This window comes from uncultured Sulfitobacter sp., assembly GCF_947497275.1.
In the GTDB taxonomy this organism is placed as follows: Bacteria; Pseudomonadota; Alphaproteobacteria; order Rhodobacterales; family Rhodobacteraceae; genus Sulfitobacter.
In genome coordinates, this window is sequence record NZ_CANMFS010000001.1 from 108,180 (window position 1) to 129,458 (window position 21,279).

At 61.0% G+C, this 21,279-nt stretch carries 21 protein-coding genes and 1 tRNA gene; 13 read left to right on the forward strand and 9 right to left on the reverse strand.

Annotated features, from left to right (window positions below; all coding sequences use genetic code 11):
* Positions 1–89: 89 nt before the first annotated feature.
* Complete coding sequence (locus tag Q1A06_RS00525; RefSeq protein ID WP_299557596.1) at positions 90–2,387, forward strand: xanthine dehydrogenase family protein molybdopterin-binding subunit; 2,298 nt, start codon at positions 90–92, stop codon at positions 2,385–2,387.
* Entirely contained in the window at positions 2,365–3,447 is a 1,083-nt protein-coding gene (locus Q1A06_RS00530) for a DUF2235 domain-containing protein (RefSeq protein WP_366523475.1), read from the forward strand. Before Q1A06_RS00525 ends, Q1A06_RS00530 begins: the two co-directional genes overlap by 23 nt.
* Positions 3,448–3,480: 33 nt before the next feature.
* On the opposite strand, the gene Q1A06_RS00535 is transcribed toward Q1A06_RS00530, so the two are convergent.
* Together Q1A06_RS00535 and metF are read right to left on the reverse strand one after the other, a co-directional pair.
* Positions 3,481–3,963 (reverse strand): PaaI family thioesterase, encoded by a 483-nt coding sequence (locus Q1A06_RS00535; protein WP_299557598.1) that lies wholly within the window; start codon positions 3,961–3,963, stop codon positions 3,481–3,483.
* Positions 3,964–4,026: 63 nt separating this feature from the next.
* Entirely contained in the window at positions 4,027–4,893 is an 867-nt protein-coding gene (gene metF / locus Q1A06_RS00540) for a methylenetetrahydrofolate reductase [NAD(P)H] (RefSeq protein ID WP_299557600.1), read from the reverse strand.
* A gap of 94 nt (positions 4,894–4,987) precedes the next feature.
* Between metF and Q1A06_RS00545 the strand changes: the two genes are divergently transcribed.
* A complete protein-coding gene (locus tag Q1A06_RS00545) occupies positions 4,988–5,893 on the forward strand; it encodes a LysR family transcriptional regulator (RefSeq protein WP_299557602.1) in 906 nt (301 codons plus the stop codon).
* A gap of 43 nt (positions 5,894–5,936) precedes the next feature.
* On the opposite strand, the gene Q1A06_RS00550 is transcribed toward Q1A06_RS00545, so the two are convergent.
* The gene (locus tag Q1A06_RS00550; RefSeq protein ID WP_299557604.1) at positions 5,937–6,977 is read right to left on the reverse strand and encodes an NADP-dependent oxidoreductase; all 1,041 of its coding nucleotides are present in this window, start codon (positions 6,975–6,977) and stop codon (positions 5,937–5,939) included.
* Between the two features lie 153 nt (positions 6,978–7,130).
* Between Q1A06_RS00550 and Q1A06_RS00555 the strand changes: the two genes are divergently transcribed.
* Entirely contained in the window at positions 7,131–7,916 is a 786-nt protein-coding gene (locus tag Q1A06_RS00555) for an inositol monophosphatase family protein (RefSeq protein WP_299557606.1), read from the forward strand.
* 11 nt (positions 7,917–7,927) lie between these two features.
* Here Q1A06_RS00555 and Q1A06_RS00560 read toward each other — a convergent pair whose 3' ends face one another.
* Both Q1A06_RS00560 and Q1A06_RS00565 read right to left on the reverse strand, forming a co-directional pair.
* Entirely contained in the window at positions 7,928–8,308 is a 381-nt protein-coding gene (locus tag Q1A06_RS00560; protein ID WP_299557607.1) for a GFA family protein, read from the reverse strand.
* Positions 8,305–9,051 (reverse strand): rhomboid family intramembrane serine protease, encoded by a 747-nt coding sequence (locus tag Q1A06_RS00565; protein WP_299557609.1) that lies wholly within the window; start codon positions 9,049–9,051, stop codon positions 8,305–8,307. The genes Q1A06_RS00560 and Q1A06_RS00565 overlap by 4 nt, the downstream gene beginning before the upstream one ends.
* 68 nt (positions 9,052–9,119) lie before the next feature.
* On the opposite strand from Q1A06_RS00565, the gene Q1A06_RS00570 reads away from it, so the two are divergent.
* The 4 genes from Q1A06_RS00570 (at position 9,120) to Q1A06_RS00585 (ending at position 11,287) form a co-directional block, all read left to right on the forward strand.
* Positions 9,120–9,767, forward strand: a complete 648-nt coding sequence (locus tag Q1A06_RS00570) for a hypothetical protein (protein ID WP_299557611.1) — start codon at positions 9,120–9,122, stop codon at positions 9,765–9,767.
* 161 nt (positions 9,768–9,928) lie between these two features.
* The gene (locus Q1A06_RS00575) at positions 9,929–10,405 is read left to right on the forward strand and encodes an Lrp/AsnC ligand binding domain-containing protein (RefSeq protein ID WP_299557612.1); all 477 of its coding nucleotides are present in this window, start codon (positions 9,929–9,931) and stop codon (positions 10,403–10,405) included.
* Positions 10,406–10,453: 48 nt separating this feature from the next.
* Positions 10,454–11,020 (forward strand): tetratricopeptide repeat protein, encoded by a 567-nt coding sequence (locus tag Q1A06_RS00580; protein ID WP_299557613.1) that lies wholly within the window; start codon positions 10,454–10,456, stop codon positions 11,018–11,020.
* Between the two features lie 180 nt (positions 11,021–11,200).
* A tRNA-Leu gene (locus Q1A06_RS00585) sits at positions 11,201–11,287 on the forward strand.
* Between the two features lie 136 nt (positions 11,288–11,423).
* Here Q1A06_RS00585 and metG read toward each other — a convergent pair.
* Positions 11,424–13,136: a methionine--tRNA ligase gene (gene metG, locus Q1A06_RS00590; RefSeq protein WP_299557615.1), complete on the reverse strand. Its 1,713-nt coding sequence runs from the start codon at positions 13,134–13,136 to the stop codon at positions 11,424–11,426.
* Between the two features lie 51 nt (positions 13,137–13,187).
* Positions 13,188–14,450, reverse strand: a complete 1,263-nt coding sequence (locus Q1A06_RS00595) for an MFS transporter (RefSeq protein ID WP_299557617.1) — start codon at positions 14,448–14,450, stop codon at positions 13,188–13,190.
* 141 nt (positions 14,451–14,591) lie between these two features.
* Between Q1A06_RS00595 and Q1A06_RS00600 the strand changes: the two genes are divergently transcribed.
* From Q1A06_RS00600 to Q1A06_RS00620, 5 genes are all read left to right on the forward strand, one after another.
* The gene (locus Q1A06_RS00600; RefSeq protein ID WP_299557619.1) at positions 14,592–15,632 is read left to right on the forward strand and encodes an aldo/keto reductase; all 1,041 of its coding nucleotides are present in this window, start codon (positions 14,592–14,594) and stop codon (positions 15,630–15,632) included.
* A 109-nt stretch (positions 15,633–15,741) separates the two neighbouring features.
* Positions 15,742–16,653 (forward strand): 3-keto-5-aminohexanoate cleavage protein, encoded by a 912-nt coding sequence (locus tag Q1A06_RS00605; protein ID WP_299557621.1) that lies wholly within the window; start codon positions 15,742–15,744, stop codon positions 16,651–16,653.
* Positions 16,650–17,180: a lipocalin family protein gene (locus Q1A06_RS00610; protein ID WP_299557623.1), complete on the forward strand. Its 531-nt coding sequence runs from the start codon at positions 16,650–16,652 to the stop codon at positions 17,178–17,180. Before Q1A06_RS00605 ends, Q1A06_RS00610 begins: the two co-directional genes overlap by 4 nt.
* Positions 17,177–18,646 carry a carnitine 3-dehydrogenase gene (locus Q1A06_RS00615; protein ID WP_299557625.1) on the forward strand — a complete coding sequence of 490 codons (1,470 nt, stop codon included), beginning with the start codon at positions 17,177–17,179 and terminating at the stop codon, positions 18,644–18,646. Before Q1A06_RS00610 ends, Q1A06_RS00615 begins: the two co-directional genes overlap by 4 nt.
* Positions 18,647–18,957: 311 nt before the next feature.
* The gene (locus Q1A06_RS00620) at positions 18,958–19,875 is read left to right on the forward strand and encodes a DMT family transporter (RefSeq protein WP_299557627.1); all 918 of its coding nucleotides are present in this window, start codon (positions 18,958–18,960) and stop codon (positions 19,873–19,875) included.
* Here Q1A06_RS00620 and Q1A06_RS00625 read toward each other — a convergent pair.
* Entirely contained in the window at positions 19,872–20,579 is a 708-nt protein-coding gene (locus Q1A06_RS00625; RefSeq protein ID WP_299557629.1) for an NUDIX hydrolase, read from the reverse strand. The genes Q1A06_RS00620 and Q1A06_RS00625 overlap by 4 nt on opposite strands.
* A gap of 25 nt (positions 20,580–20,604) precedes the next feature.
* A complete protein-coding gene (locus Q1A06_RS00630; protein ID WP_299558839.1) occupies positions 20,605–20,961 on the reverse strand; it encodes a DUF983 domain-containing protein in 357 nt (118 codons plus the stop codon).
* Positions 20,962–21,279: the final 318 nt, after the last annotated feature.

Genomic DNA, 21,279 nt, shown 5'->3' on the forward strand with positions numbered 1-21,279 from the left:
TGTGCAAATTGCCGTGAGGGACTGGACAAGAATGTCTCTGCCGTTAGTGTTCGGAGTGAGAAATGGCCGGCAACGGCGAAAGGATACTCATGGAAAAGTTCGGTAAAAGCCAGCCCGTCAAGCGGGTCGAGGATGTGCGGTTTCTGACAGGAAAAGGGCGCTATGTCGACGATATCGCACCCAAGGATGCTTTGCACGCGTTCGTCTTTCGTTCTCCGGTCGCCCATGCCGTGATTTCCGAACTGGACGTTGGCGATGCGTCCGAGGCCGATGGGGTGCACCTGATCATAACCTGTGATGATCTGGAGAAAGCGGGCGTTGATATTTCGCTTCCGAACGCAATACTGAAGAACCGTGATGGCAGCGACGCGGCCAAGCCGTTGCGCCCATTGTTGGCAAAAGGAAAGCTGAGATATGTGGGCGAGCCTGTGGCCATGGTCATAGCCGAAACCTACGAGCAGGCGCGTGACGCAGCCGAACTGATCGTCCTGGAATTTGACGAACTGCCTGCAAAGGTCGATCTGGTGCCGGGGGGGGAGACCTTGCACGACGCCGCACCGGACAACCGCGCATTCGACTGGGGCATGGGGGACGAAGCGGCCACCGAAGCGGCGTTCAGAGCAGCAGCGCGGACAGTCGCGCTGAACGTGGGCGACAACCGGATCATCGTGAATTCGATCGAGCCGCGCGGATGCTACGCGGAATGGGACGGCAAGCGGCTGCATCTTGCCAACAACGGTCAGGGCGTTTGGGTGCACAAGGATAATCTGGTCCGTGCTTTCGGCCTGGACCCGGAAAACGTGCGCGTTACCAACCCGGATACAGGCGGTGCGTTTGGCATGAAGGGCATGGCGTACCATGAATATTTTCTGATTTCTCATGCGGCGCGGGCATTGGGCAGATCGGTGCGCTGGATGTCGGACCGGACCGAGGCAATGCTGAGCGATAATGGCGGGCGTGATCTGACGTCGCTGGCGGAGCTTGCCTTTGACGAGAACAACAGGATCACCGCCTACCGGGTGCGTACGAAATGCAACCTTGGCGCGTACAACAGCCAGTTCGGTCAGCCGATCCAAACCACCCTTTTCAGTCGGGTCCTGATGGGTGTCTACGATGTTCAGACCACATGGCTGCAGGTCGAGGGCTACTATACCAACACCGTGCAAGTAGACGCCTACCGTGGCGCGGGGCGGCCCGAGGCGATCTATGTACTGGAGCGGATCATGGACCGCGCCGCACGCGAGTTGGGCGTCGATCCATTCGAGCTGCGCCGGATCAATTTTATCAAGCCTGAACAATTCCCCTACACAACCGCCACGGGCGAGACGTATGACGTGGGCGATTTCGATCGGATCCTGACTCGGGGGGCCCGCGAAGCGGATACCGCAGGATTCGCGGACCGCCGTGCCTCGGATGCCAAGCGTGGACTGCTGCGGGGGCAGGGTCTTTGCTATTATGTCGAATCCATTCTAGGCGACCCCAGTGAAGGGGCACAGGTCATCTTCAACGAAGATGGAACCGTGGATATTCGGGTCGGAACCCAATCGGGCGGGCAGGGGCACGAGACGGTTTATGCCAAATTCCTGAGTGATCAGAGCGGCATCCCGATGGACGCGATACGCGTGGTTCAGGGGGACAGCGATTTGATCGCGAAGGGTGGCGGGACCGGCGGGTCGCGGTCTGTTACCACGCAGAACAACGCGACGTTGGCGACCGTGGCCGCGATGGTCGAACAGTTCACGGGGTTTCTGGCGGATGAGATGGGCGTGCCCGCGATGGAGATCGGATTTGACGACGAACGCTTTCGTGCCGAGGGATCGAACCTCACGCCGACCATGCTTGAAGTCGCACAGTTAGCGCGCGACAAAGGCCGTGAGGATTTGCTGACGCACAAGGCCCGCGCGGCGCTGGAAGCGCGCAGTTTCCCCAACGGCGCACACATGTGCGAGGTGGTCATCGATCCGGAAACGGGTATCGTGACTATCGACCGCTATACCGTCGTGGACGATTTCGGCAATCTGATCAACCCCTTGCTGGCCGAAGGTCAAGTGCACGGCGGGGTAGTGCAGGGCATCGGGCAGGCGGTTCAGGAGCGGGTGGTCTATGACGCGGACGGGCAGCTGCTGACCGCTTCTTTTATGGATTATGCGATGCCGCGCGCCGCGGATGTTCCATTTATCGCCTTCAACAGCGAGCCTGTGCCCTCGACCGCGAATGTGATGGGCATGAAGGGATGTGGCGAAGCCGGCACCGTAGGGTCACTCGCGGCGGTATCGAACGCCGTTCAGGACGCGTTGTGGGATCGGGGGGTTCGACAGTCAGATATGCCGTTTACACCGCACCGGGTATGGGAGCTTTTGCAGGGTGAAGCCATCGCCGCAGAATAAGAGAGATGTAAGGTCGCTGCTGAGACGGTTATTCGGTCGCCTCTGGACCCGTCCCGGCACGGATTTCGGTCCGCGCCGGGGCTCCCAAACCCACGTCATCCTGCTTGACGGAACGATGTCATCGCTCGTGCCGGGGATGGAGACGAATGTGGGACTTACCTACCGGCTGGTGCAGGAAATGGGGTCGCAGGTTTCCATCTTTTACGAACCGGGTCTGCAATGGCAGGAGTGGGCGAGGTTTCATGCGGTTGTCGCGGGAAAGGGCATCAACGGCCAGATCAGGCGAAGCTACGGCTACCTCGCATCGCGCTATCACGACGGGGATCGCATCATATTGATCGGATATTCGCGGGGTGCATTTGCGGCGCGATCCCTTGCCGGGATCATCGACCGGATCGGCCTGCTTGAGGCGCGGCACGCAACGGAACGCAACATACTGCAAGCGTACCGTCATTATGAAGGTGCTCCCGACAGTCCCGCCTCGCGCACCTTCGCAGCGCGGTATTGCCGCAAGAGTGTCCCGATCGAAATGATCGGGGCCTATGACACGGTCAAATCACTGGGTATCAATATGCCTTTCTTGTGGCGGCTCAGCACCGCGCGCCATGCCTTCCACAACCATAACCTGGCGCGCGATGTGAAACACGGTTTTCATGCGCTTGCACTGGACGAGACGCGTTTCGTGTATCGGCCGTTGCTATGGGATTGCGATGTCGCGGGGCCGCAGCGGGTCGAGCAGGTCTGGTTTCGTGGGACGCACGGCGACATCGGCGGGCAACTCGGCGGGCGGCATGCATCACGGCCACTGGCCAATATCCCGCTCGTCTGGATGCTTGACCGTGCCGAAGAAGTAGGGTTGCCACTGCCGGAAGGATGGCGCGAAAGGTTCCCGCAGGATGTTAACGCGCCCTCTATCGGTACCTGGGCAGGCTGGGGCCGCATGTTCATCACAAGACGCCGGCGTGTGATGGGGCACGACCGCTCGGAACGGATCCACGATTCCGTGCAGGACGCTCAGGGACGGGTTAAATCTGCCGCGCGGCTCGCCGCGCGGACATAGGTGCCGTCTCCGCCGCGTGGAGTGAGACGAGGGTCAGGCGATCTTCATCACAATGCATGTCGTGGAGCCCGTTGCATAAAGCTTGCCGTTGTCGACACCTCGGATTTCCCCGTGGGCGACGCCGGTAGAGCGTCCGACGTGATCGCTTTGGCCGATACACTCGATCTGCATACCCAAAGGGATCGGGCGAAGAATATTCACCTTGTATTCCAGAGTCGTGTAGACCGACCCGCGTGGCACCTTCGTCATCACAGCACAGGCCATTGCGGAATCCAGCAAGGTGCCGTACCAGCCGCCGTGCACGGTTCCCAACGGGTTCGTCACATTGAATTCCGGCGCGCCGCGGAACACGCATATGCCGTCTTCGACGCTGTGAATTCGATATCCCAACGTGGCACCGATCGGCGGCCCCGGATTGGTCCCATCCAGTATCTTTTGCATGAATTCGAGACCCGAGAGCGACAGTGCTTCTTCGTTGCTCAAAAGCTCTTCGGGCGAGGTGGCTATAGACGGCATGAAAAGGGCTCCAGTTTGCGGTTCAGCGCAGGCTAGAGCCCTTCCGGTTTTGCGGGCAAGCCCTTACGCTACGTTCGCAATGCTGTTCTGGGTCGTGACGCCCAAGGCCCGACAGACGTTTCGGGTGAGATCGGGGCGATTAAGGGTGTAGAAATGCAACGCATCGACACCTTCATCGACAAGTGTACTGCACAATTCGGTACACAGGGCTGTCGACAGAAGCTCGGTGCGGCCATCGCGCTGCGCGGCGCGGTAGGCTTCGTCGACCCACGCGGGGATCTTTGCGCCGCAGCTATCCGCGAACTTGCGGGCCGAGGTCCAGTTGGTCACCGGCAGGATGCCCGGTACAATCGGTTTGTCGATACCGGCCGCGGCGCATTGATCGCGGAACCGCAGATAGCTTTCGGGCTCGAAGAAGAACTGGGTGATCGCCTCGGCTGCACCGGCATCGAATTTGCGTTTGAGATACTGGATATTCGCGTGCTGGCTCGCCGCTTCGGGGTGGCTGTCCGGATAGGCGCCGACCCGGATGGTGAATTTATCAAGCAGGGCGAGCGCTTCGATCAGCTCGACCGAATTGGCGAAGCCTTCGGAATGTGCTACGAACCGGTCGCTTCCGGCCTGCGGATCGCCGCGCAGTGCTACGATATCTGTCACGCCCGCTTCGGCAAAACGCTCCGCCACATCCATCGTTTCCTGCACGCTCGCCCCCACGCAGGTGAGATGCGCCGAGACCGGCAGCTTGGACGTGCGGCGCAGAACATGGGCCGCATCATGCGTCAGATCGCGGGTGGAGCCGCCCGCACCGTAGGTAACAGAGAAAAAGCGCGGTGCCAGAGGGGCGAGCGCCTGTGCCGTGTCCCACAATTTGAACGCGGCATCGACGGTCTTGGGCGGAAACACTTCAAAAGAGACGGCGGGCGTGGTCATCGGGGATCATCCTTGTTCATTTCGCTACTTGTCGCATAAAGGCTCTTGTGAGACAAATTCATAACTTTCATCTTCAACATGAGTAATGCCTCATATGCACATCGAGTTCCGGCACCTGCGCACGATAAAGGCGATCCACGAGGCAGGCGGTCTGGCGCGGGCCGCAGAGATCATGAATATCACCCAATCGGCACTGAGCCATCAGGTGAAGGGACTGGAGGAACAGGCGGGCGTCGAGCTGTTCGTGCGCCGTTCAAAACCGCTCAAGTTGTCGCCGGCAGGGCATCGTCTGCTGAAGCTGGCGCAGCAGGTGCTGCCGCAGGTGCAGGCGTTGCAAGACGAGTTTTCCGGACTGCGTGCGGGCAGCACCGGGCGCATGCACATCGCGATCGAATGTCACGCCTGTTTTGAATGGTTGTTTCCGGTTCTCGAACAATTCCGCCGCAGCTTTGGCGAGGTGGATGTCGATATCCGCCCCGGCCTCGCTTTCGATGCTTTGCCTGCGCTCTTGCGCGAAGAGGTTGATCTGGTGATTTCGTCCGATCCCGAAACAATTGCTGGCGTCGAGTTCATCGAACTGTTCGACTATCAGGCAGTTTTTGTCGCGGCGCAGCAGCATCCGCTGGCCCGTAAGGAATTCATCGAGGCAGAGGATTTTCGCGGCCAGACCCTGATTACCTATCCGGTAGAGCGCACGCGGCTGGACGTGTTCAGCCAACTGCTCATCCCGGCAAAGGTCGAGCCGGCGTCAATTCGACAGGTGGAACTGACGGCCGTGATCCTCCTGCTCGTTGCGTCAAATCGCGGCGTTTCCGTCCTGCCCGATTGGGTGGTGCGCGAGGTGAAGTATTCGTCCGATTATATCACCAGACCACTGACGCAGGACGGCATTACGCGCCGCCTCTATGCTGCGATCCGAAGCGAGGACCGCGAAAAGCCCTATATGCAGGAGCTTTTACAGCTTGCCGGTCGCGAAGCGCGCAAGCTTCAGGCGGTGTAGGTAGAGGGCGAGGGGCACCACACCGGCGCCCCTCGCGTGATCATCAGATCAATTTGACAATCGCCTTGCCGGTGTTGCCGCCGGTCAAAAGCTTGATGAAGGCTTCGGGCGCGTTTTCCAGCCCTTCGGTAATGTCTTCCTGCACCGCGATGGACCCATCCGCGATCTTGGGCGCAATGGCTTTATGGAACTCGCCGATACGGTTCCAGTGGTTCGAGATGATGAAGCCATTCACACTGAGGAAATTGACGAGGATCGTGCGCCACAACTTTGGACCGGTCAGCGTTTGTTCTGCCGCGTTCGCGCCTAGACCGCCTTCGTTGTACCACGCGATCATGCCGCAAATCGGAATGCGTCCGTGCTGGTTCATCATCGGAAGCACCGCTTCCAACACCTTGCCACCGACGTTCTCGAAATAGATGTCGATGCCTTTCGGGCATTCTTCCTTCAGTGCCTTGCGCAAGGAACCGGCATCATCGTAGGCGTGGTGATCAAGACAGGCGTCGAAGCCGAAGTGGTCGACGGCAAGTTTGCACTTCTCTGGCCCGCCTGCGATGCCGACGACCCGCAGACCCAACGATTTCGCCACCTGACCGACCATCGACCCGACAGGGCCGGTGGCAGCCGCAACGACGAGCGTCTCGCCTTCTTTCGGACGGCCATATTCCGTCAGACCGAACCAGCCGGTAAAACCAGGCATGCCTAGAACACCCAGCGAATAGGTGATCGGTGCGGTGTCAGGATCGACCTTGGCCAGACCGGCGGTGGGAGCGACAGCGTGCGTGGCCCAGCCGAAACCGCCCATCACGAATTCGCCGACCTCGAACCCATCGGCCTTTGATTCGATGATTTCGCCCACCGCAGCACCTTCCATCTTGCCGTCGATCGGCACGGGGGCGGCGTAGGATTTCGCGTCGTCCATCCGTCCGCGCATGTAGGGGTCGAGTGACATGTAATGCACCCGCACCAGCACTTCGCCATCGCCCGGCGTTGGCACGGCGGCCTCTTCGAGGCGGAAGTTGTCGGCGCTTGGCGCTCCGTCGGGGCGGCTGGCAAGTACGATCTGTTTCATCGTGTCTGACATGGGGTCCTCCTTTTGAACATTCACTTACCGTATCGCAGTTGTGCCGCGGTACAAGGGCCACGCCGCGTCAAGATGCGGCAGCCATTCGGCCCCTTGGCATTCGCGGCTTCAGCGCCTAAGAGAACGCTGTTCCAGTCAGAAAGGCCGTCAGCAATGGTAGGCAGTGCAAATCTCAACATCATGATCAAGGCCGCGCGCAAGGCGGGCCGTGCCTTGGTCAAGGATTTCCGCGAAGTGGAGAACCTTCAGGTGTCCATGAAAGGTGCCGGCGATTTTGTGAGCCGTGCCGATATCGCCGTCGAAAAAACGCTCAAGCAGGAGTTGATGACCGCGCGTCCGACCTATGGCTGGCTGGCCGAAGAGGGCGGCGGGCAGGAGGGCGAGGACCCTACGCGCCGCTGGATCGTCGACCCCCTCGACGGGACGACGAATTTTCTCCACGGCTTGCCACATTGGGCGATCTCGATCGCACTGGAACACAAGGGACAGGTCGTGGCCGGCGTCGTATTCGACGTGGCCAAGGACGAGATGTTCTTTGCCGAGAAGGGCGCGGGCGCATGGATGAACGAAAGCCGTCTGCGCGTATCAGGGCGCAGCCGTATGATCGAAGCGATCTTTGCGACTGGCATTCCCTTCGGCGGGCGGTCTGATCTGCCCGCGACGCTGCAGGATATTGCGCGGCTGGCGCCTGTGTGCGCGGGCGTGCGGCGCTGGGGGTCGGCGGCTCTTGACCTCGCCTATGTTGCGGCGGGCCGCTACGACGGCTATTGGGAGCGGCGGCTGAATGCCTGGGATCTCGCGGCGGGTATCATTATCGTGAAGGAAGCCGGCGGACTAGTCGAGCCGATCAAACCCCAGGGCGACATTCTGGCGGATGGTGAAATCGTGGCAGCGAACGAAGCGATCTTTTCGACTTTCGCGAAGGTCGTGCGCGGCTAGGCTGCGATTGCCTACGTCCGGTCGCTCACGTGGTTGATGCCGTCGGTCCAGCGGACCGGCTCATGCTCCCACACGTTCACCCCTTCGATACATCCCAGATTGACACCGCATTCTGCTGGATCCGACCGGCGCTGGTGGTACATGTAGATGCCACAGGTCTTGCAGAAGTAGTGCTTTGCCGTATGGGTCCCCCAACTGTAGCGTTGCAGATTGTCTGCACCGTGTGTGACGCTCAGGCTGTCGGTCCGCGCAGTGACAGCGGCGGCCTGCCTGCGGCGGCAAAAGCTGCATGAACAACGTGCCGCATCCGACAATCCGTAGGGTGCCGTCGCGGTCAGGCGAACCGCACCGCAGTGGCATGTCGCTGTGATGGTGGTGCTTTGGTCGTTCATTTTCGGCGCACTTTCGGGATCGAGCTTGGCAGCGGCGGTGGATAGGACGCTTGGGGATGTGGCGGATGTCCGTCAGTCGCCTGCCAGAACGCGGGCCCGCCGCGGCGCAGCCAGAGCGGCACGGTCAGAAGCAATCCCGCAACGAACCCGCCGGCATGCGCCCAATAGGCCACGCCGCCCGCTGTCGGATCGGCGCCGACACCTCCGATGAACTGCAACGCAAACCACAGCATCAGCATGATCCAGGACGGAATTGGAATAACCCGGAAAAATACGATGAAGAACAGTAGAATATCGACTCTCGCCTTGGGGAAGAGCAACAGGTACCCCCCCATCACACCGGCAATCGCACCGGACGCTCCGACCATCGGCACCGCCGACGCAGGCCCGCTGGCCACCTGTGCCAGACCCGCGATCACGCCGCACAGCAGGTAAAATCCCAGAAATCCGACATGCCCCATCTCGCCCTCGACGTTGTCGCCGAAGATCCATAAAAACAGCATGTTCCCCGCCAGATGCAACAGACCGCCATGCAGGAACATCGAGGTGATAAGACCAGAATAGCCGTCGCCCTCCATGAACAGGCGCGGCACCAGAGCGTAGTTGTAATACAACTGGCCAAGCGCCGCATCATTCTGCGCAATCGGCAGCGTGCTGAGATATATGCCGACGTTGAACGCGATCAGAGCGTAGGTCACGAAAGGGATACGCCCCGACGGGTTATGATCGCGTATGGGAAACATTGCGGCTAGGCTCTGCCAAGCGCGGGGGCAGGTCAATCACCCAAATGCGCCGGAAAGAGCGAAAGTCGATGCAAATCACTTTTTTACACACGGCGTCCGTTCATGAGGCGACATTCGACGCTTTGGCACAGGCGGCGGCTCCTCACGCAGTGCTGCGCCATCTTGTTGCGCCCGACCTGTTGGCCGATGCTCGGTGCTCCGGTGCCGACGCCGTCCGGACGCGCACCCGGTCCTTGATCCTCGCCGCCATCCAGGAGGGCGCAGATGCCGTCGTCTGCACCTGTTCGACGCTCGGACCCGTCGTGCCGCTGCATTCGCGTGTGGTGCGCATCGACATTCCGTTGATGGAAGCGGCCGTGGCGCTTGGCCCGCGGGTCGGGGTTGCCCTGTGTCTCGACAGCACGCGCGCCGCCACGCTCGGTCTGCTTGTGACCTGTGCGGCGGCGGCGGATTGTTCCGTCAGGCCGCAGATCATCGATTGTGCCGCCGCGTGGCCGCTGTTCGAGGCCAGCGACACCGGTGCCTTTGCGGCGGCGGTGGCACGGCAAGTGCAACAGGCGACCACGGACAGGACCTTTGATTGCATCGTTCTGGCGCAGGCGTCGATGGCCGGCGCCGCTGCGTTCCTGCGCGATGCAGGCGTGCCGGTTCTGTGCGCGCCCGCACTTGCGGTTGCACGGGCAGTCGAAGTTGCATCGCGCGCGCCAGCGTCCTGACACGTAGACGCAAACTGCATCGCGTTGTAACGCCGCGCGCGACACGTTCCTTTGCGTACATGCCGTGCCGGAGATTTGGCTAGTGCAACCTATGTTTTGGAGGCATGTTGCGCGAGGTGCTGTCGGTGATCGGGTGGCAAATTCAATTAACTGGGGAAATCATGGCTGACAACATTTCCGATCTCGACCGGTTCGATCATGCGATCCTCGCCACGCTGGCACAGGATGGCAGGATCAGCATAACCGATCTGGCCAAATGCATCGGCTTGTCGAAATCGCCGACGCAGGCGCGGTTGCGCAGGCTCGAAGACTCCGGTGTCATCGTGGGCTACCGCGCGATGCTTAATCCCATCCGGTTGGGGCTGGATCATGTGGCGTTCGTCGAGGTGCGGTTGACCGATACGCGTGCGCCGACCCTGAGCGCGTTCAATGCGGCCGTGGCGCTCGTGCCGCAGATCGAGCAGGCGCATATGATCGCCGGCAGTTTCGATTATTTGCTCAAGGTGCGCACCCGCGACATGTCGAGCTACCGCGCGTTTCTGGGCGATACGATATCGGCGCTGCCGCATGTCAGCTCAACATCTACCTACGTCGCGATGGAAGCTGTCAAAGAGGTCATGTTGTCCGAAGGATCATAGCGACCTGCGTACCTTGACCTGGGGGCAATTCACACCATTCTTGATACCATGCGTATCTTGTTCACCATGGCCCTTGTGATCGTCCCCGTCCTGACGCCTGCTTTTGCCGCCGACTGTCCCGCGCCGGCGGACGTCAGCGCCGAGATGCAGGATCTGATCGCGCGTGCGAACGACGCCCCGGATTTGCGGGAAGGGCGCGGGATATCGAACGAGATGTGGCAGGTTTGGCTGCGCGCACCCGACGAAGCGGCGCAAGCGGTACTCGACAGGGGTATGTCGCGGCGAGACAGCTATGATTTTCAGGGTGCGTATCAGGAATTTACACGGCTGACCGAATACTGCCCCGACTACGCGGAAGGTTGGAACCAGCGTGCATACATTAACTACCTTCGGGAGAACTACGCAGCGGCGCTCGAAGACCTGGACCGCGCCCTTGCACTTCAGCCGCATCATGTGGCGGCACAGTCGGGCAGAGGGCTGACACTGATGCAGATGGGCCGTACCGAAGAAGCACGCGCGCAGATGCTCGCAGCGGTCGCGAACAATCCGTGGCTGTCCGAAGCGGCTCTGCTTGCGAAAGGTGCCCCGCTGGGTCCTGTCGGAGAAGACATCTGACCGCTCGCCCCTGGCGCAGACCGCGCACAGAATAACGCTGAAGATCCTTGGCCCTGGACAAGTCGGCGGTTTGAACGTCTTGTGCCTGTGCGAAAAAGTGAATACGCAAATGATGTTGCTGTAGGCAAGCTGCTTCGGGGCTCAACATCCCGGGACGGGCCTGTGACGGCAACGCCTGCTGCGGGCGTGATGGAATGGTAGACATACCAGACTTAAAATCTGTTGGGCCCTGTGCCCGTGTGGGTTCGAGTCCCACCGCCCGCACCATCGATGCCTCATCAACTACAGCACTGCTGAAGCGCGCTTCTATGCCGTCCACCGGGTGAAGATTAAAAGAGTCACACCGGATCTGGATGCGCAAAGTAGGAGCACCATCAGGTATCTGGGCGTGACATGTACCGCGTCAGTCGCGATTCCCCGCGAACCGGCCTTCCCACTCTTCGCGCTGCTCGTCCGTGATTTTGGCAAACAGAACTTCGGGGACCTCGAACACATGCCCTGCAGGCAGTTGCGCGACCGCGGAACCCACGTCGTCGGGCCAGCTGGCATCGGTGATCTTCATCCCGGCCAGCATTTTCTCCGCAGCATCCGGTATGAAGGGCGCGGCAAGTGTCGCGTAAAGCGGAATGAGATTGAGGGCCAGGCGCACTTGCGCTGCTGCGCGGTCCGGGTCGGTCTTGAACGTCGTCCACGGTGCCTGCGCCTGGAGGTATTCGTTGCCCGCAGCCCAGATCGCGCGCAGCTCGGCGGCGGATTTGCGCACTTCCATCGCATCCATCTGCTCGCCATAGCGGGCAACCCGCGCGGTGATGTCGGCGATGAGGGCGTGTTCCGCCTCGCCGTATTCCCCCGCTTCGGGCACCGCCTCGCCGAATTTCGAGCGGCAGAATTTCGTGATACGGCTAACGAAGTTGCCGAGCACATCCGCCAGATCCTTGTTCACCGATGATTGGAAATTCTCCCAGGTGAATTCGGCGTCCGAGGTCTCGGGCGCGTGGCTCAGCAGCCACCAGCGCCAGTAATCGGCGGGTAGAATCTCGAGCGCCTGATCCATGAACACACCGCGCCCGCGCGATGTGGAAAACTGGCCGCCGTCGTAGTTCAGATAGTTGAATGACTTGATGTAATCGACCAGCTTCCACGGCTCGCCCGAACCCATGATCGTGGCCGGGAAGCTGAGCGTGTGAAACGGCACGTTGTCCTTGCCCATGAACTGGGTATAGCGCACGTCGTCCGCGCCCTTGTCGGTGCGCCACCAACGCTCCCAGTCGTCGCCTTTGCCTGCATCCACCCATTCTTGCGCGCAGGCGATGTATTCGATGGGCGCATCGAACCAGACATAGAAAACCTTGCCCTCCATGCCCGGCCAGTCTTCATCACCGCGTTTGACCGGCACGCCCCAGCTGAGATCGCGGGTGATACCCCGATCCTGCAAACCGTCGCCGTCGTGCAACCATTTTTTGGCGATGGAAGTGGTCAGAACGGGCCAATCGGTCTTGGAGTCGATCCACGCATCCAGTTTGTCTTTGAGACCGCTCTGCTTGAGAAACAGATGCTTGGTCGCGCGCATTTCCAGATCGGTGGCACCCGATACGGTCGAGCGCGGGTTGATGAGGTCTTCTGGGTCTAGCTGTTTGGTGCAGTTGTCGCACTGATCGCCGCGTGCATCTTCGAACCCGCAGTTGGGGCACGTCCCCTCGACATACCGGTCGGGCAGGAAACGGCCATCCGTCTCGGAATAGATCTGGCGCTGTTCGACTTCCTCGATCAATCCGCGATCCGCGAGCACACCGGCAAAATGCTGGGTGAGCTTCTGGTTTTGGATGCTGGAAGAGCGCCCGAAATGATCGAACGAAAGCCCGAAGCCTTCCGCGATGCGCGCCTGCACGTCATGCATCTCGGTGCAGTATTCCGCCACCGGCTTGCCCGCTTTGGCGGCGGCAAGTTCGGCGGGGGTGCCGTGTTCGTCCGTCGCACACAGGAACAACACCTCGGCACCGCGCTGGCGCTGGTAGCGGGCATACAGATCGGCAGGCAACTGGCTGCCGACGAGGTTGCCGAGATGCTTGATCCCGTTGATATAGGGGATCGCGGAGGTGATGAGGTGGCGGGCCATGTCGGTCTTTCCTTGGATAGGAGTTCCACATACCCCGCGTGCGTCAAAGGATCAATCAGCGTCGCGCGGCGCGGTGCCGCTCTCGCGCTCGAGGGGCTTGTCCCTGTCGCGCCGGAACAGCCGCCCGACCAGGAAAGAGGTGCGCGGTACGAACACGAACGGGGTGCGCCGTTCCTTGGTCGGACGCGCACGCATCCGCGCGATGCCAAACACGATTAGCACCGCGTGCCCTGCCGCCAGCATAGCAAACAGCGCCTCGGGACCATAGGTATCGATCAGCACCGATGCGACATAGGGGGCCGCGATCGCCCCCATGGCGAACCAGAACATCAGCGCGGCGGACAATTCGACCCGCTCTTCCGAGCTTGCGAAATCATGGGCGTGGGCGGCGGCGACGGAATAGATCGGAAAGGTGGTCAACCCGAAAAGCGCAGACGCGAGCAGGATGCCTGTGACGCCCAGACCGGCGGCACCCACCGTGACGCCGCAACTTGCGATCGCGGCGACCGACAGCCAGATCAGCACCTTGCGGCGGTCGTACTTGTCCGCGATCCAGCCGACGGGGATTTGCGCCAGCGCACCCCCGACGACGAACGCACCCAGAAAATAGGCGATCTGCGGCGCGGTCAGGCCGACTTCCTGTCCGTAGATCGGGCCGACCATTCGGAACGACGCGCTGGACAGCGCGGCGACGATCACGCCGGCGGCGGCAAGTGGGGAGCGTTCGTAGGCCAGACCCGGACGCAGGCGTGGTGACTTCGGTGTATCGGGCTGCGTGGTTTTCGACAGGGTGATCGGCAGCAGCGCCGCACAGCACAGGATGGCCAGCAGGTTGTAAGAGACATAGCTCGCCGGAGCGAGAAACCCGATCAGCATCTGCGCGCCCAGACTGCCGGTCATGTCCATCATCCGGTAGGTGCCCATCGCACGCCCGCGCGTCTCGTTCGTGACCTTTGCCTGAAGCCACGCCTCGACCACCGTGAAACAGCCCGCCACGCACAGACCCGATGCCACCCGCATCAGCGCCCATGCGTAAGGGTCTATCACCATCATATGCGCAAGCAATCCAATGCTGCCTGCCGCCGTGAAGGCGGCGAAGGCGCGGCTGTGGCCGACGCTGCCCATCAGGCGCGGTGCGAACCAGCAGCCGATGAAAAACCCGAAGAAATGCGCCGATCCCAGAAGACCGATCTGTTGGCGTGAAAAGCCCAGCGCAGTGCCCGACAGAACGTCCAGCGGGCCGACGCCCCCCGATGACAGTTGCAATAGAACGACCGAAAAAAACAATGCCGCAAAGGAGATAATCATCCGCATGGTTACTAAATGCGCGGGTTCGGCGCGGAAATATAGCCCGTTCCGACGGCAAATGGCGTTTTTTGACATTATTCGGTGATTGCGCTTGCGGTGCGCGGGGTCTGCCATAATTTGGCGCCGAATCTGGAAGAGGACCGTGAAATGAGAATGAATACACTGGGGCGCACCGGCATCGAGGTTTCGGCGCTGTGCCTCGGCTCGATGACCTGGGGTACGCAGAACACCGCCGAGGAAGGCCACGCACAGATCGACCGCGCACTGGAGGCCGGGATCAATTTCATCGACACCGCCGAGATGTATCCGGTGAACCCGAACAGCGCCGAGACGATTGGCCGGACCGAAGAGATCATCGGCGACTGGTTTGCCGCGTCCGGGCGACGCAAGGATGTTGTGCTTGCGACCAAGCATTCGGGCGAGGGGTCGGCGGCACGGGATGGCGCGCCGATCAGCGCCAAGACGATCCACGCGACGGTTCAGGGCTCGCTCGACCGGCTCAGGACGGACTATATAGATCTCTACCAGTTTCACTGGCCGAACCGCGGAAGCTATATGTTCCGCAAGAACTGGACCTATGATCCGAGCGACCAGAACCGTGCGGAAACGATCGCGAACATGGAGGAATGTTTGAACGCCTTGCAAGAAGAGGTGGAGCGGGGGCGCATCCGCGCCTTCGGCATGAGCAACGAGAGCGCATGGGGGCTGACGCAATGGGCCGATGCCGCCGGGCGCACATGCGGTCCACGCATAGCAACCGTGCAGAACGAGTATTCGCTGATGTGCCGGCTTGCGGATACGGATGTGGCAGAGACCTGCCATCATGAGGATATCGGGATGCTGTCCTTTTCGCCGCTCGCCGCGGGCCTGTTGACGGGCAAGTATCAGAACGGTGCAGTGCCCGATGGATCGCGCCTGTCGCTCAATAAGGATCTGGGCGGGCGAAAGGGGCCGCGCGCCTTCGAAGCGGTACAGGCCTATCTCGATGTCGCGGAAAAACACGCGCTCGATCCCGTTCACATGGCGCTGGCGTGGGCGCGGGACCGTCCCTTTATGACCAGCGTGATCTTCGGCGCAACCAGTATGGAGCAACTCGAGCGATCGCTGGGTGCTGCTGATCTGGTGCTGTCAAACGACGTCGTGGCGGACATCGACGCCGCACACCGTGCCCACCCGATGCCGTACTGACGCGCGGTTTTCCAGCGGAGTCGGCGCAAAGCATGCGCTGCCCCCGTTTTTCGAGTGGCCATCGCCGCGGCCCTCGCGCAGTATCGCGGCAAATCCAAGGGAGAGTCACATGCCACTTGCCATGAACCGCGATGTCTTCATCACCTGCGCCGTCACCGGCTCCGGTGCGACGCAGGACCGCAGCCACCACGTTCCGCGCTCGCCCGAGCAGATCGCGAATTCCGCCCTTGCGGCGGCGCGGGCGGGGGCGGCGGTGGTCCATTGTCACGTACGCGATCCCGAAACCGGTGCGCCCAGCCGTGATCTGAAACTCTACCGCGAAGTGACCGAGCGCATCCGTGACAGCGATACGGACGTGGTGCTGAACCTCACGGCGGGGATGGGCGGTGACATCGTGTTCGGTGACGTCGAAAACCCGATGCAACTGAACGAGACAGCGACCGATATGATCGGCGCAAGTGCACGGTTGGCGCATATTGCCGAATGTCGGCCGGAAATTTGCACGCTGGATTGCGGTACGATGAACTTTGCCGAATCCGATTACGTGATGACCAACACGCCCGGTATGTTGGTGTCTATGGGACGCATGATGACCGATCTGGGCGTGAAGCCCGAGATAGAGGCCTTCGATACCGGCCATCTGTGGTACGCTAGGCAACTGGTAAAGGACGGCGTGCTCGACAGCCCTGCGTTGGTGCAGTTGTGCATGGGCGTACCCTGGGGTGCCCCGGACGATCTGAATACCTTCATGGCGATGGTGAACAACGTGCCCGATGACTGGACGTTCTCGGCCTTTGGTCTGGGGCGCAACCAGATGGCCTATGTCGCGGCATCGGTGCTGGCGGGGGGCCATGTGCGCGTCGGCCTCGAAGACAACCTGTGGCTCGACAAGGGGGTTCTGGCCGAAAACTGGCAACTGGTCGAACGCGCGCGGGGGATCATCGAAAGCATGGGAGCCAGATTGATCGGGCCTGCGCAGGTGCGCGAAAATCTTGGCCTGCAAAAGCGGGCGCCGAAATGAAACGAACACTGGCCGCGCTTGCGCTGTGCGCGGTATCGGCCTGCGTGCCGCCGCCCCCCAAACCCATCCCCGCGATCAGCTACCGCGACGCGGCGCAGCCGATCGGCGTGACTTCGCGGTTCAACGAGGAACGGTTTGCGGGGTTGTGGTACGTCCGCGCAGGATTTGATCCGGATCTCGGGCGCATGGCGATCAAGCTGACGGGTACGCCCGCTGGCCTGCAAATGCGACTCGGTGCGTTCGTCTGTGATCCGGCGGGCGATTGCGGCGATTTCGCCGAAGATCTGCCGACCGAGCGTCTTGGCAAGGGGCGCTACAGGATCGTTATGCCGGACGGGGCAGAGCGGCAGTTCTGGGTGCTGTGGGTGGATGAGGGGTTTCGCACGGCGGTGGTCGGCAACCCGGAAGGTACGTTTGGCTGGATCCTCGACCGCGCCACAACCGGCGGCAGTGACCGGATCCGCGCGGCGCGCGAGATTCTCGATTTTAACGGCTACGACCTGCGCAACTTGAAGGTGATGGAATGAGCAAGACAGCGGCAATCATAGGCGGCGGTGTAATCGGTGGAGGATGGGCCGCGCGCTTTGCTCTCAATGGATGGGACGTGCAAATCTTCGATCCCGACGCGCAAGCCAAACGCAAGGTGAGCGAAGTAATGGCGAACGCGCGCCGGTCCCTTCCGGGTCTGACCGACGTGGCCTTGCCCGCCGAAGGAAGCATCAGCTTTCACGACACAATCGCGGAAGCCGTTGCGGATGCTGCATGGATACAGGAAAGCGTGCCGGAACGTCTTGACGTGAAACACGCCACATTCGCGGAAATCCAGAACGCCTGTAAGGCGGGCGCTGTCATCGGTTCGTCCACGTCCGGCTTCAAGCCCTCGGAGTTGCAACAAGGTGCCGCCCGCCCCGAGCAGATCATGGTCGCGCATCCGTTCAATCCCGTCTATCTGCTGCCGCTGGTGGAACTGGTGACGACCGATGCATCGCCTGCATTGGTCGAGACCGCGAAAGATATTCTGACTTCGCTGGGGATGCACCCGCTGCACCTGAAAAAGGAAATCGACGCCCATGTTGCGGACCGGTTCCTCGAAGCGGTCTGGCGCGAGGCATTGTGGCTGGTCAAGGATGGTATCGCCACAACCGAAGAGATCGACAACGCGATCCGTTACGGTTTCGGTATCCGCTGGGCGCAGATGGGCCTGTTCGAGACGTACCGCGTGGCGGGCGGCGAGGCCGGAATGAAGCATTTCATGGCGCAGTTCGGACCGGCGCTAAAATGGCCATGGACCAAGCTGATGGATGTTCCGGAGTTTACCGACGAGCTTGTCGATCTGATTGCAGGCCAGTCGGACGCGCAGTCGGGCGCTCATTCGATCCGCGAACTTGAGCGCATCCGCGATGCCAACCTCGTTACCATGATGCGCGGTCTCAAGGCACAGGACTGGGGCGCGGGTGCGCTGATCAATGCGCAAGAGCGAAAAATGCGGGCAGGTACCGAACACGGCGCACGGGCCGCCGACTTGCCAGCCGATGCGCCGGTGATGACAGCGCACCGCACGGTGCCGCTCGATTGGACGGATTACAATGGGCACATGACAGAATCGCGGTATCTGCTTGCCTTTGCCGACGCGACTGACCGATTCATGGAGATCATCGGCTGTGATGCCGCCTATATCGCCTCAGGGGGCAGCTATTTTACGGCCGAAACCCACATCCGCCACATCGACGAGGTTCATGCCGGTGCTGTGATCACAATCCGCACCCGCGTCATTCTTGGGGAAGGCAAAAAAATGCATCTGTGGCACGAGATGTTTGAAGGCGACAGGCTTCTGGCTACGGGAGAACATTTCCTGCTGCACGTCAGCCTCGACACCCGGAAACCGGTACCGCCAAGCGCCGCGATCGAGCAAGCGCTGGCGCGTTTTGCGCAGGGGCATGCTGGCCTGCCGGTGCCCGAAGGGCTTGGCCGCGCGATCGGCGCTGCGCGGTAAGCGATGATCCCATCGGGCGCTTCGGGTATCGGACATGCGATGCGCCTGGGATGGGCGCCGCATAGGGATGACCCGCAACCGGATCTGTGATGGATCCGCCGGCTGCACTATGGTAGGCAGCTTTCTAGAAGCCGCAGATGTGGCCAACATGGCGGTTGGTCCTTGGATCAAATCGCGCGCGGCTGGCATCCGGGCAGGTTATCGTGCTTGAACGGCCATACGGATAACCCTTATCAAAAACCCTCGGTGCGAGGGGCAGGCTTTCAAAAGAACACTGGTTGTGCCGCGCACAATCGGGCATGTGAAACCCCATGACATCGCCTCAGCCCGATCTTTGGATTCTCGTCACGCTTGCCGCCGCCGCGTTTCAAACGGTACGCTTCATGCTGCAAAAAGTGCTGGCGACCAGTACGTTGAGCGCGGCGGGCGCGACGTTTTCACGTTTTATCTATTCGGCGCCGTTCATCGCGCTGTTGCTCGTACTTTATCTTCGTGTGACCGATGCTGCAATTCCGGCGCTGAGCGTGCGGTTCTGGGGCTTTGGTCTGCTTGGCGCGGCCACACAGATTCTTGCGACGGTCTGTGTCGTGGCTTTGTTCAAGCAGCGAAACTTTGCTGTTGGGATCACCTTCAAGAAAACCGAGGTGATTCAGACGGTTCTGGTCGGTTTTGTGCTTTTGGGCGAAGCCGTAAGCTGGCAGGGTTTCGGCGCGATCGCGCTTGGGTTGATTGGATTGCTGCTTTTGTCGGGGGACGAAGACGCGCGCGGATTTAGCCTGCGTGATCTCAGCAAACCCGCGGCAGTTCTGGGAATCGCGTCCGGCATCCTTTTTGCGTTTTCCGCAGTGAGCTACAGGGGCGCATCGCTGACACTTGCGACCGAAGATCCGTTGTTGCGCGCGGGCGTGACACTGGCGGCTGTGGTCGGAATGCAGACGGCGTTGATGGTTGTCTGGCTTCGGCTGCGTCAGCCGGGAGAGATCGCGCGGGTCTGGGCCGCGCGTCGCGTCGCGCTCTGGATCGGCCTGACGTCGATGGGTGGCTCATTGTGCTGGTTCATCGCCTTCACACTGCAGAATGCGGCCTACGTCAAGGCGCTGGGTCAGGTCGAACTCATCCTGAGTGTGCTCGCGGCCACCTTGTTTTTCCGCGAACGCATTACAGCGCGCGAGGCACTGGGGATGGCGGTCCTTGTGGCCTCTATCGTGCTCCTGATCCTGGTGATCTAACCTTTTTCCGCGTACTTGTCGTGATGTCCCGTCAGTCGCAGAAAACGACTTTCTTCATCATCGTTGCGAAAGAAAGGTACCGAAACGGGCGGCTCGAAATCCTTCGCACGGGCCTCGACCTCGGCCAATACGACCTCGGTAATGAACGGCATATCGAATTTGCGGGCTTCGCTCAGCGGCACCCATTGCAGGTGAGAAAGCTCGTCGCAAGCGGCGTCGAAATTGTCGGGGTCGCTGGCAATATCCTCTACGTCGACGAGGAAGAAACGCGCGTCGAACCGGCGTGGGCGCCCGGGCGGGGTCAGAGCGCGAAAGACGAACTGCAAAGGGGCGGCATGGGGCAGGTGCCCCGTTTGCGCAAAGGTCTTCCAATCATCAGGCACCGCGTCGGGCCATTGACCGGGCAACCCCAGGACCAGGCCGGTTTCCTCCCACAATTCGCGAATGGCGGCGACTGGGATCGCACTGGTGAGAGCGGGATCGGTGTCTTCCGCGATGCGTGCAGCGCAGACGTCGGTCAGCATCGAGGCAAGCGGGATGTTCGCATCATCTTTGTCAACAGCGCCGCCCGGAAAGACGAATTTGTTTGGCATGAATGCAGCCTTGGCGCCGCGCTGACCCATCAGGATGGAGGGAGCGTCCATTCTGTCGCGGATCACGATGACGGTTGCCGCGTTTCGGACAGCGCTTTTATCGATGGTCATGAGGGGGCCTCTCGCTATGGCGGACCTATCCGACACGGGCGAAACCGCCCATCTCCCTGGCCCATTGGAACCCGATTAGGGCACCTTTCAATCTTGGCAAAAGGTAGAGCGACAAACCAACGGTGCCAACAGCAAAAATCGTGAACAGTACAATCGGCTCCGGCCGCCATGTCACAAAGACGACGTGCAACAGCGGTGCCATCAGATGCCCGACCAGCAGAATCGTCAGATAGGCAGGGCCATCGTCGGCACGGTGGTGGTGCAACTCCTGTTCGCAAACGGTGCAGTGATCATGCACTTTGAGATAGCCGAACAACAAGGGACCCGCGCCGCAGTTGGGACACCGACCACGCCACCCGCGCAGCATGGCTGGCAGGCGCATGCGCTCTTCGGGCTGCGACGTCTCGTTCTGGGCGGTGACAGCTGTATCGCGCATCATGGTTTCCTGATTGGCTGGTCTTGCCCCTACATGGAGAAATTCAACGGGGATGAAAAGGTGGCGATTTGTCTCAAGGTTCGCGGGGTGGCGCGAATCGCGGTCGAGATGTTTATAAGGCACACTGGACAGCCATTGACCGGCGGTCCGGAAAGCATGCCTGATGTGTTGCGGTCTTGGCACGTGCGATCGCCTGTATGGTCAACGAAAGCTGGATCCGAAGTTGGCAGCGGCCTCGCTGCGGAAGCGGGCCGGAGCCGCGGT

Bases quoted from the DNA above. Each gene is read 5' to 3' on its own strand.
- Q1A06_RS00525 (WP_299557596.1), top strand. From the start codon at position 90: ATGGAAAAGTTCGGTAAAAGCCAGCCCGTCAAGCGGGTCGAGGATGTG.
- Q1A06_RS00535 (WP_299557598.1), bottom strand. From the start codon at position 3,963: ATGCCGTCTATAGCCACCTCGCCCGAAGAGCTTTTGAGCAACGAAGAA.
- metF (WP_299557600.1), bottom strand. From the start codon at position 4,893: ATGACCACGCCCGCCGTCTCTTTTGAAGTGTTTCCGCCCAAGACCGTC.
- Q1A06_RS00545 (WP_299557602.1), top strand. From the start codon at position 4,988: ATGCACATCGAGTTCCGGCACCTGCGCACGATAAAGGCGATCCACGAG.
- Q1A06_RS00550 (WP_299557604.1), bottom strand. From the start codon at position 6,977: ATGTCAGACACGATGAAACAGATCGTACTTGCCAGCCGCCCCGACGGA.
- Q1A06_RS00555 (WP_299557606.1), top strand. From the start codon at position 7,131: ATGGTAGGCAGTGCAAATCTCAACATCATGATCAAGGCCGCGCGCAAG.
- Q1A06_RS00560 (WP_299557607.1), bottom strand. From the start codon at position 8,308: ATGAACGACCAAAGCACCACCATCACAGCGACATGCCACTGCGGTGCG.
- Q1A06_RS00565 (WP_299557609.1), bottom strand. From the start codon at position 9,051: ATGTTTCCCATACGCGATCATAACCCGTCGGGGCGTATCCCTTTCGTG.
- Q1A06_RS00570 (WP_299557611.1), top strand. From the start codon at position 9,120: ATGCAAATCACTTTTTTACACACGGCGTCCGTTCATGAGGCGACATTC.
- Q1A06_RS00575 (WP_299557612.1), top strand. From the start codon at position 9,929: ATGGCTGACAACATTTCCGATCTCGACCGGTTCGATCATGCGATCCTC.
- Q1A06_RS00580 (WP_299557613.1), top strand. From the start codon at position 10,454: ATGCGTATCTTGTTCACCATGGCCCTTGTGATCGTCCCCGTCCTGACG.
- metG (WP_299557615.1), bottom strand. From the start codon at position 13,136: ATGGCCCGCCACCTCATCACCTCCGCGATCCCCTATATCAACGGGATC.
- Q1A06_RS00595 (WP_299557617.1), bottom strand. From the start codon at position 14,450: ATGCGGATGATTATCTCCTTTGCGGCATTGTTTTTTTCGGTCGTTCTA.
- Q1A06_RS00600 (WP_299557619.1), top strand. From the start codon at position 14,592: ATGAGAATGAATACACTGGGGCGCACCGGCATCGAGGTTTCGGCGCTG.
- Q1A06_RS00605 (WP_299557621.1), top strand. From the start codon at position 15,742: ATGCCACTTGCCATGAACCGCGATGTCTTCATCACCTGCGCCGTCACC.
- Q1A06_RS00610 (WP_299557623.1), top strand. From the start codon at position 16,650: ATGAAACGAACACTGGCCGCGCTTGCGCTGTGCGCGGTATCGGCCTGC.
- Q1A06_RS00615 (WP_299557625.1), top strand. From the start codon at position 17,177: ATGAGCAAGACAGCGGCAATCATAGGCGGCGGTGTAATCGGTGGAGGA.
- Q1A06_RS00620 (WP_299557627.1), top strand. From the start codon at position 18,958: ATGACATCGCCTCAGCCCGATCTTTGGATTCTCGTCACGCTTGCCGCC.
- Q1A06_RS00625 (WP_299557629.1), bottom strand. From the start codon at position 20,579: ATGACCATCGATAAAAGCGCTGTCCGAAACGCGGCAACCGTCATCGTG.
- Q1A06_RS00630 (WP_299558839.1), bottom strand. From the start codon at position 20,961: ATGCGCCTGCCAGCCATGCTGCGCGGGTGGCGTGGTCGGTGTCCCAAC.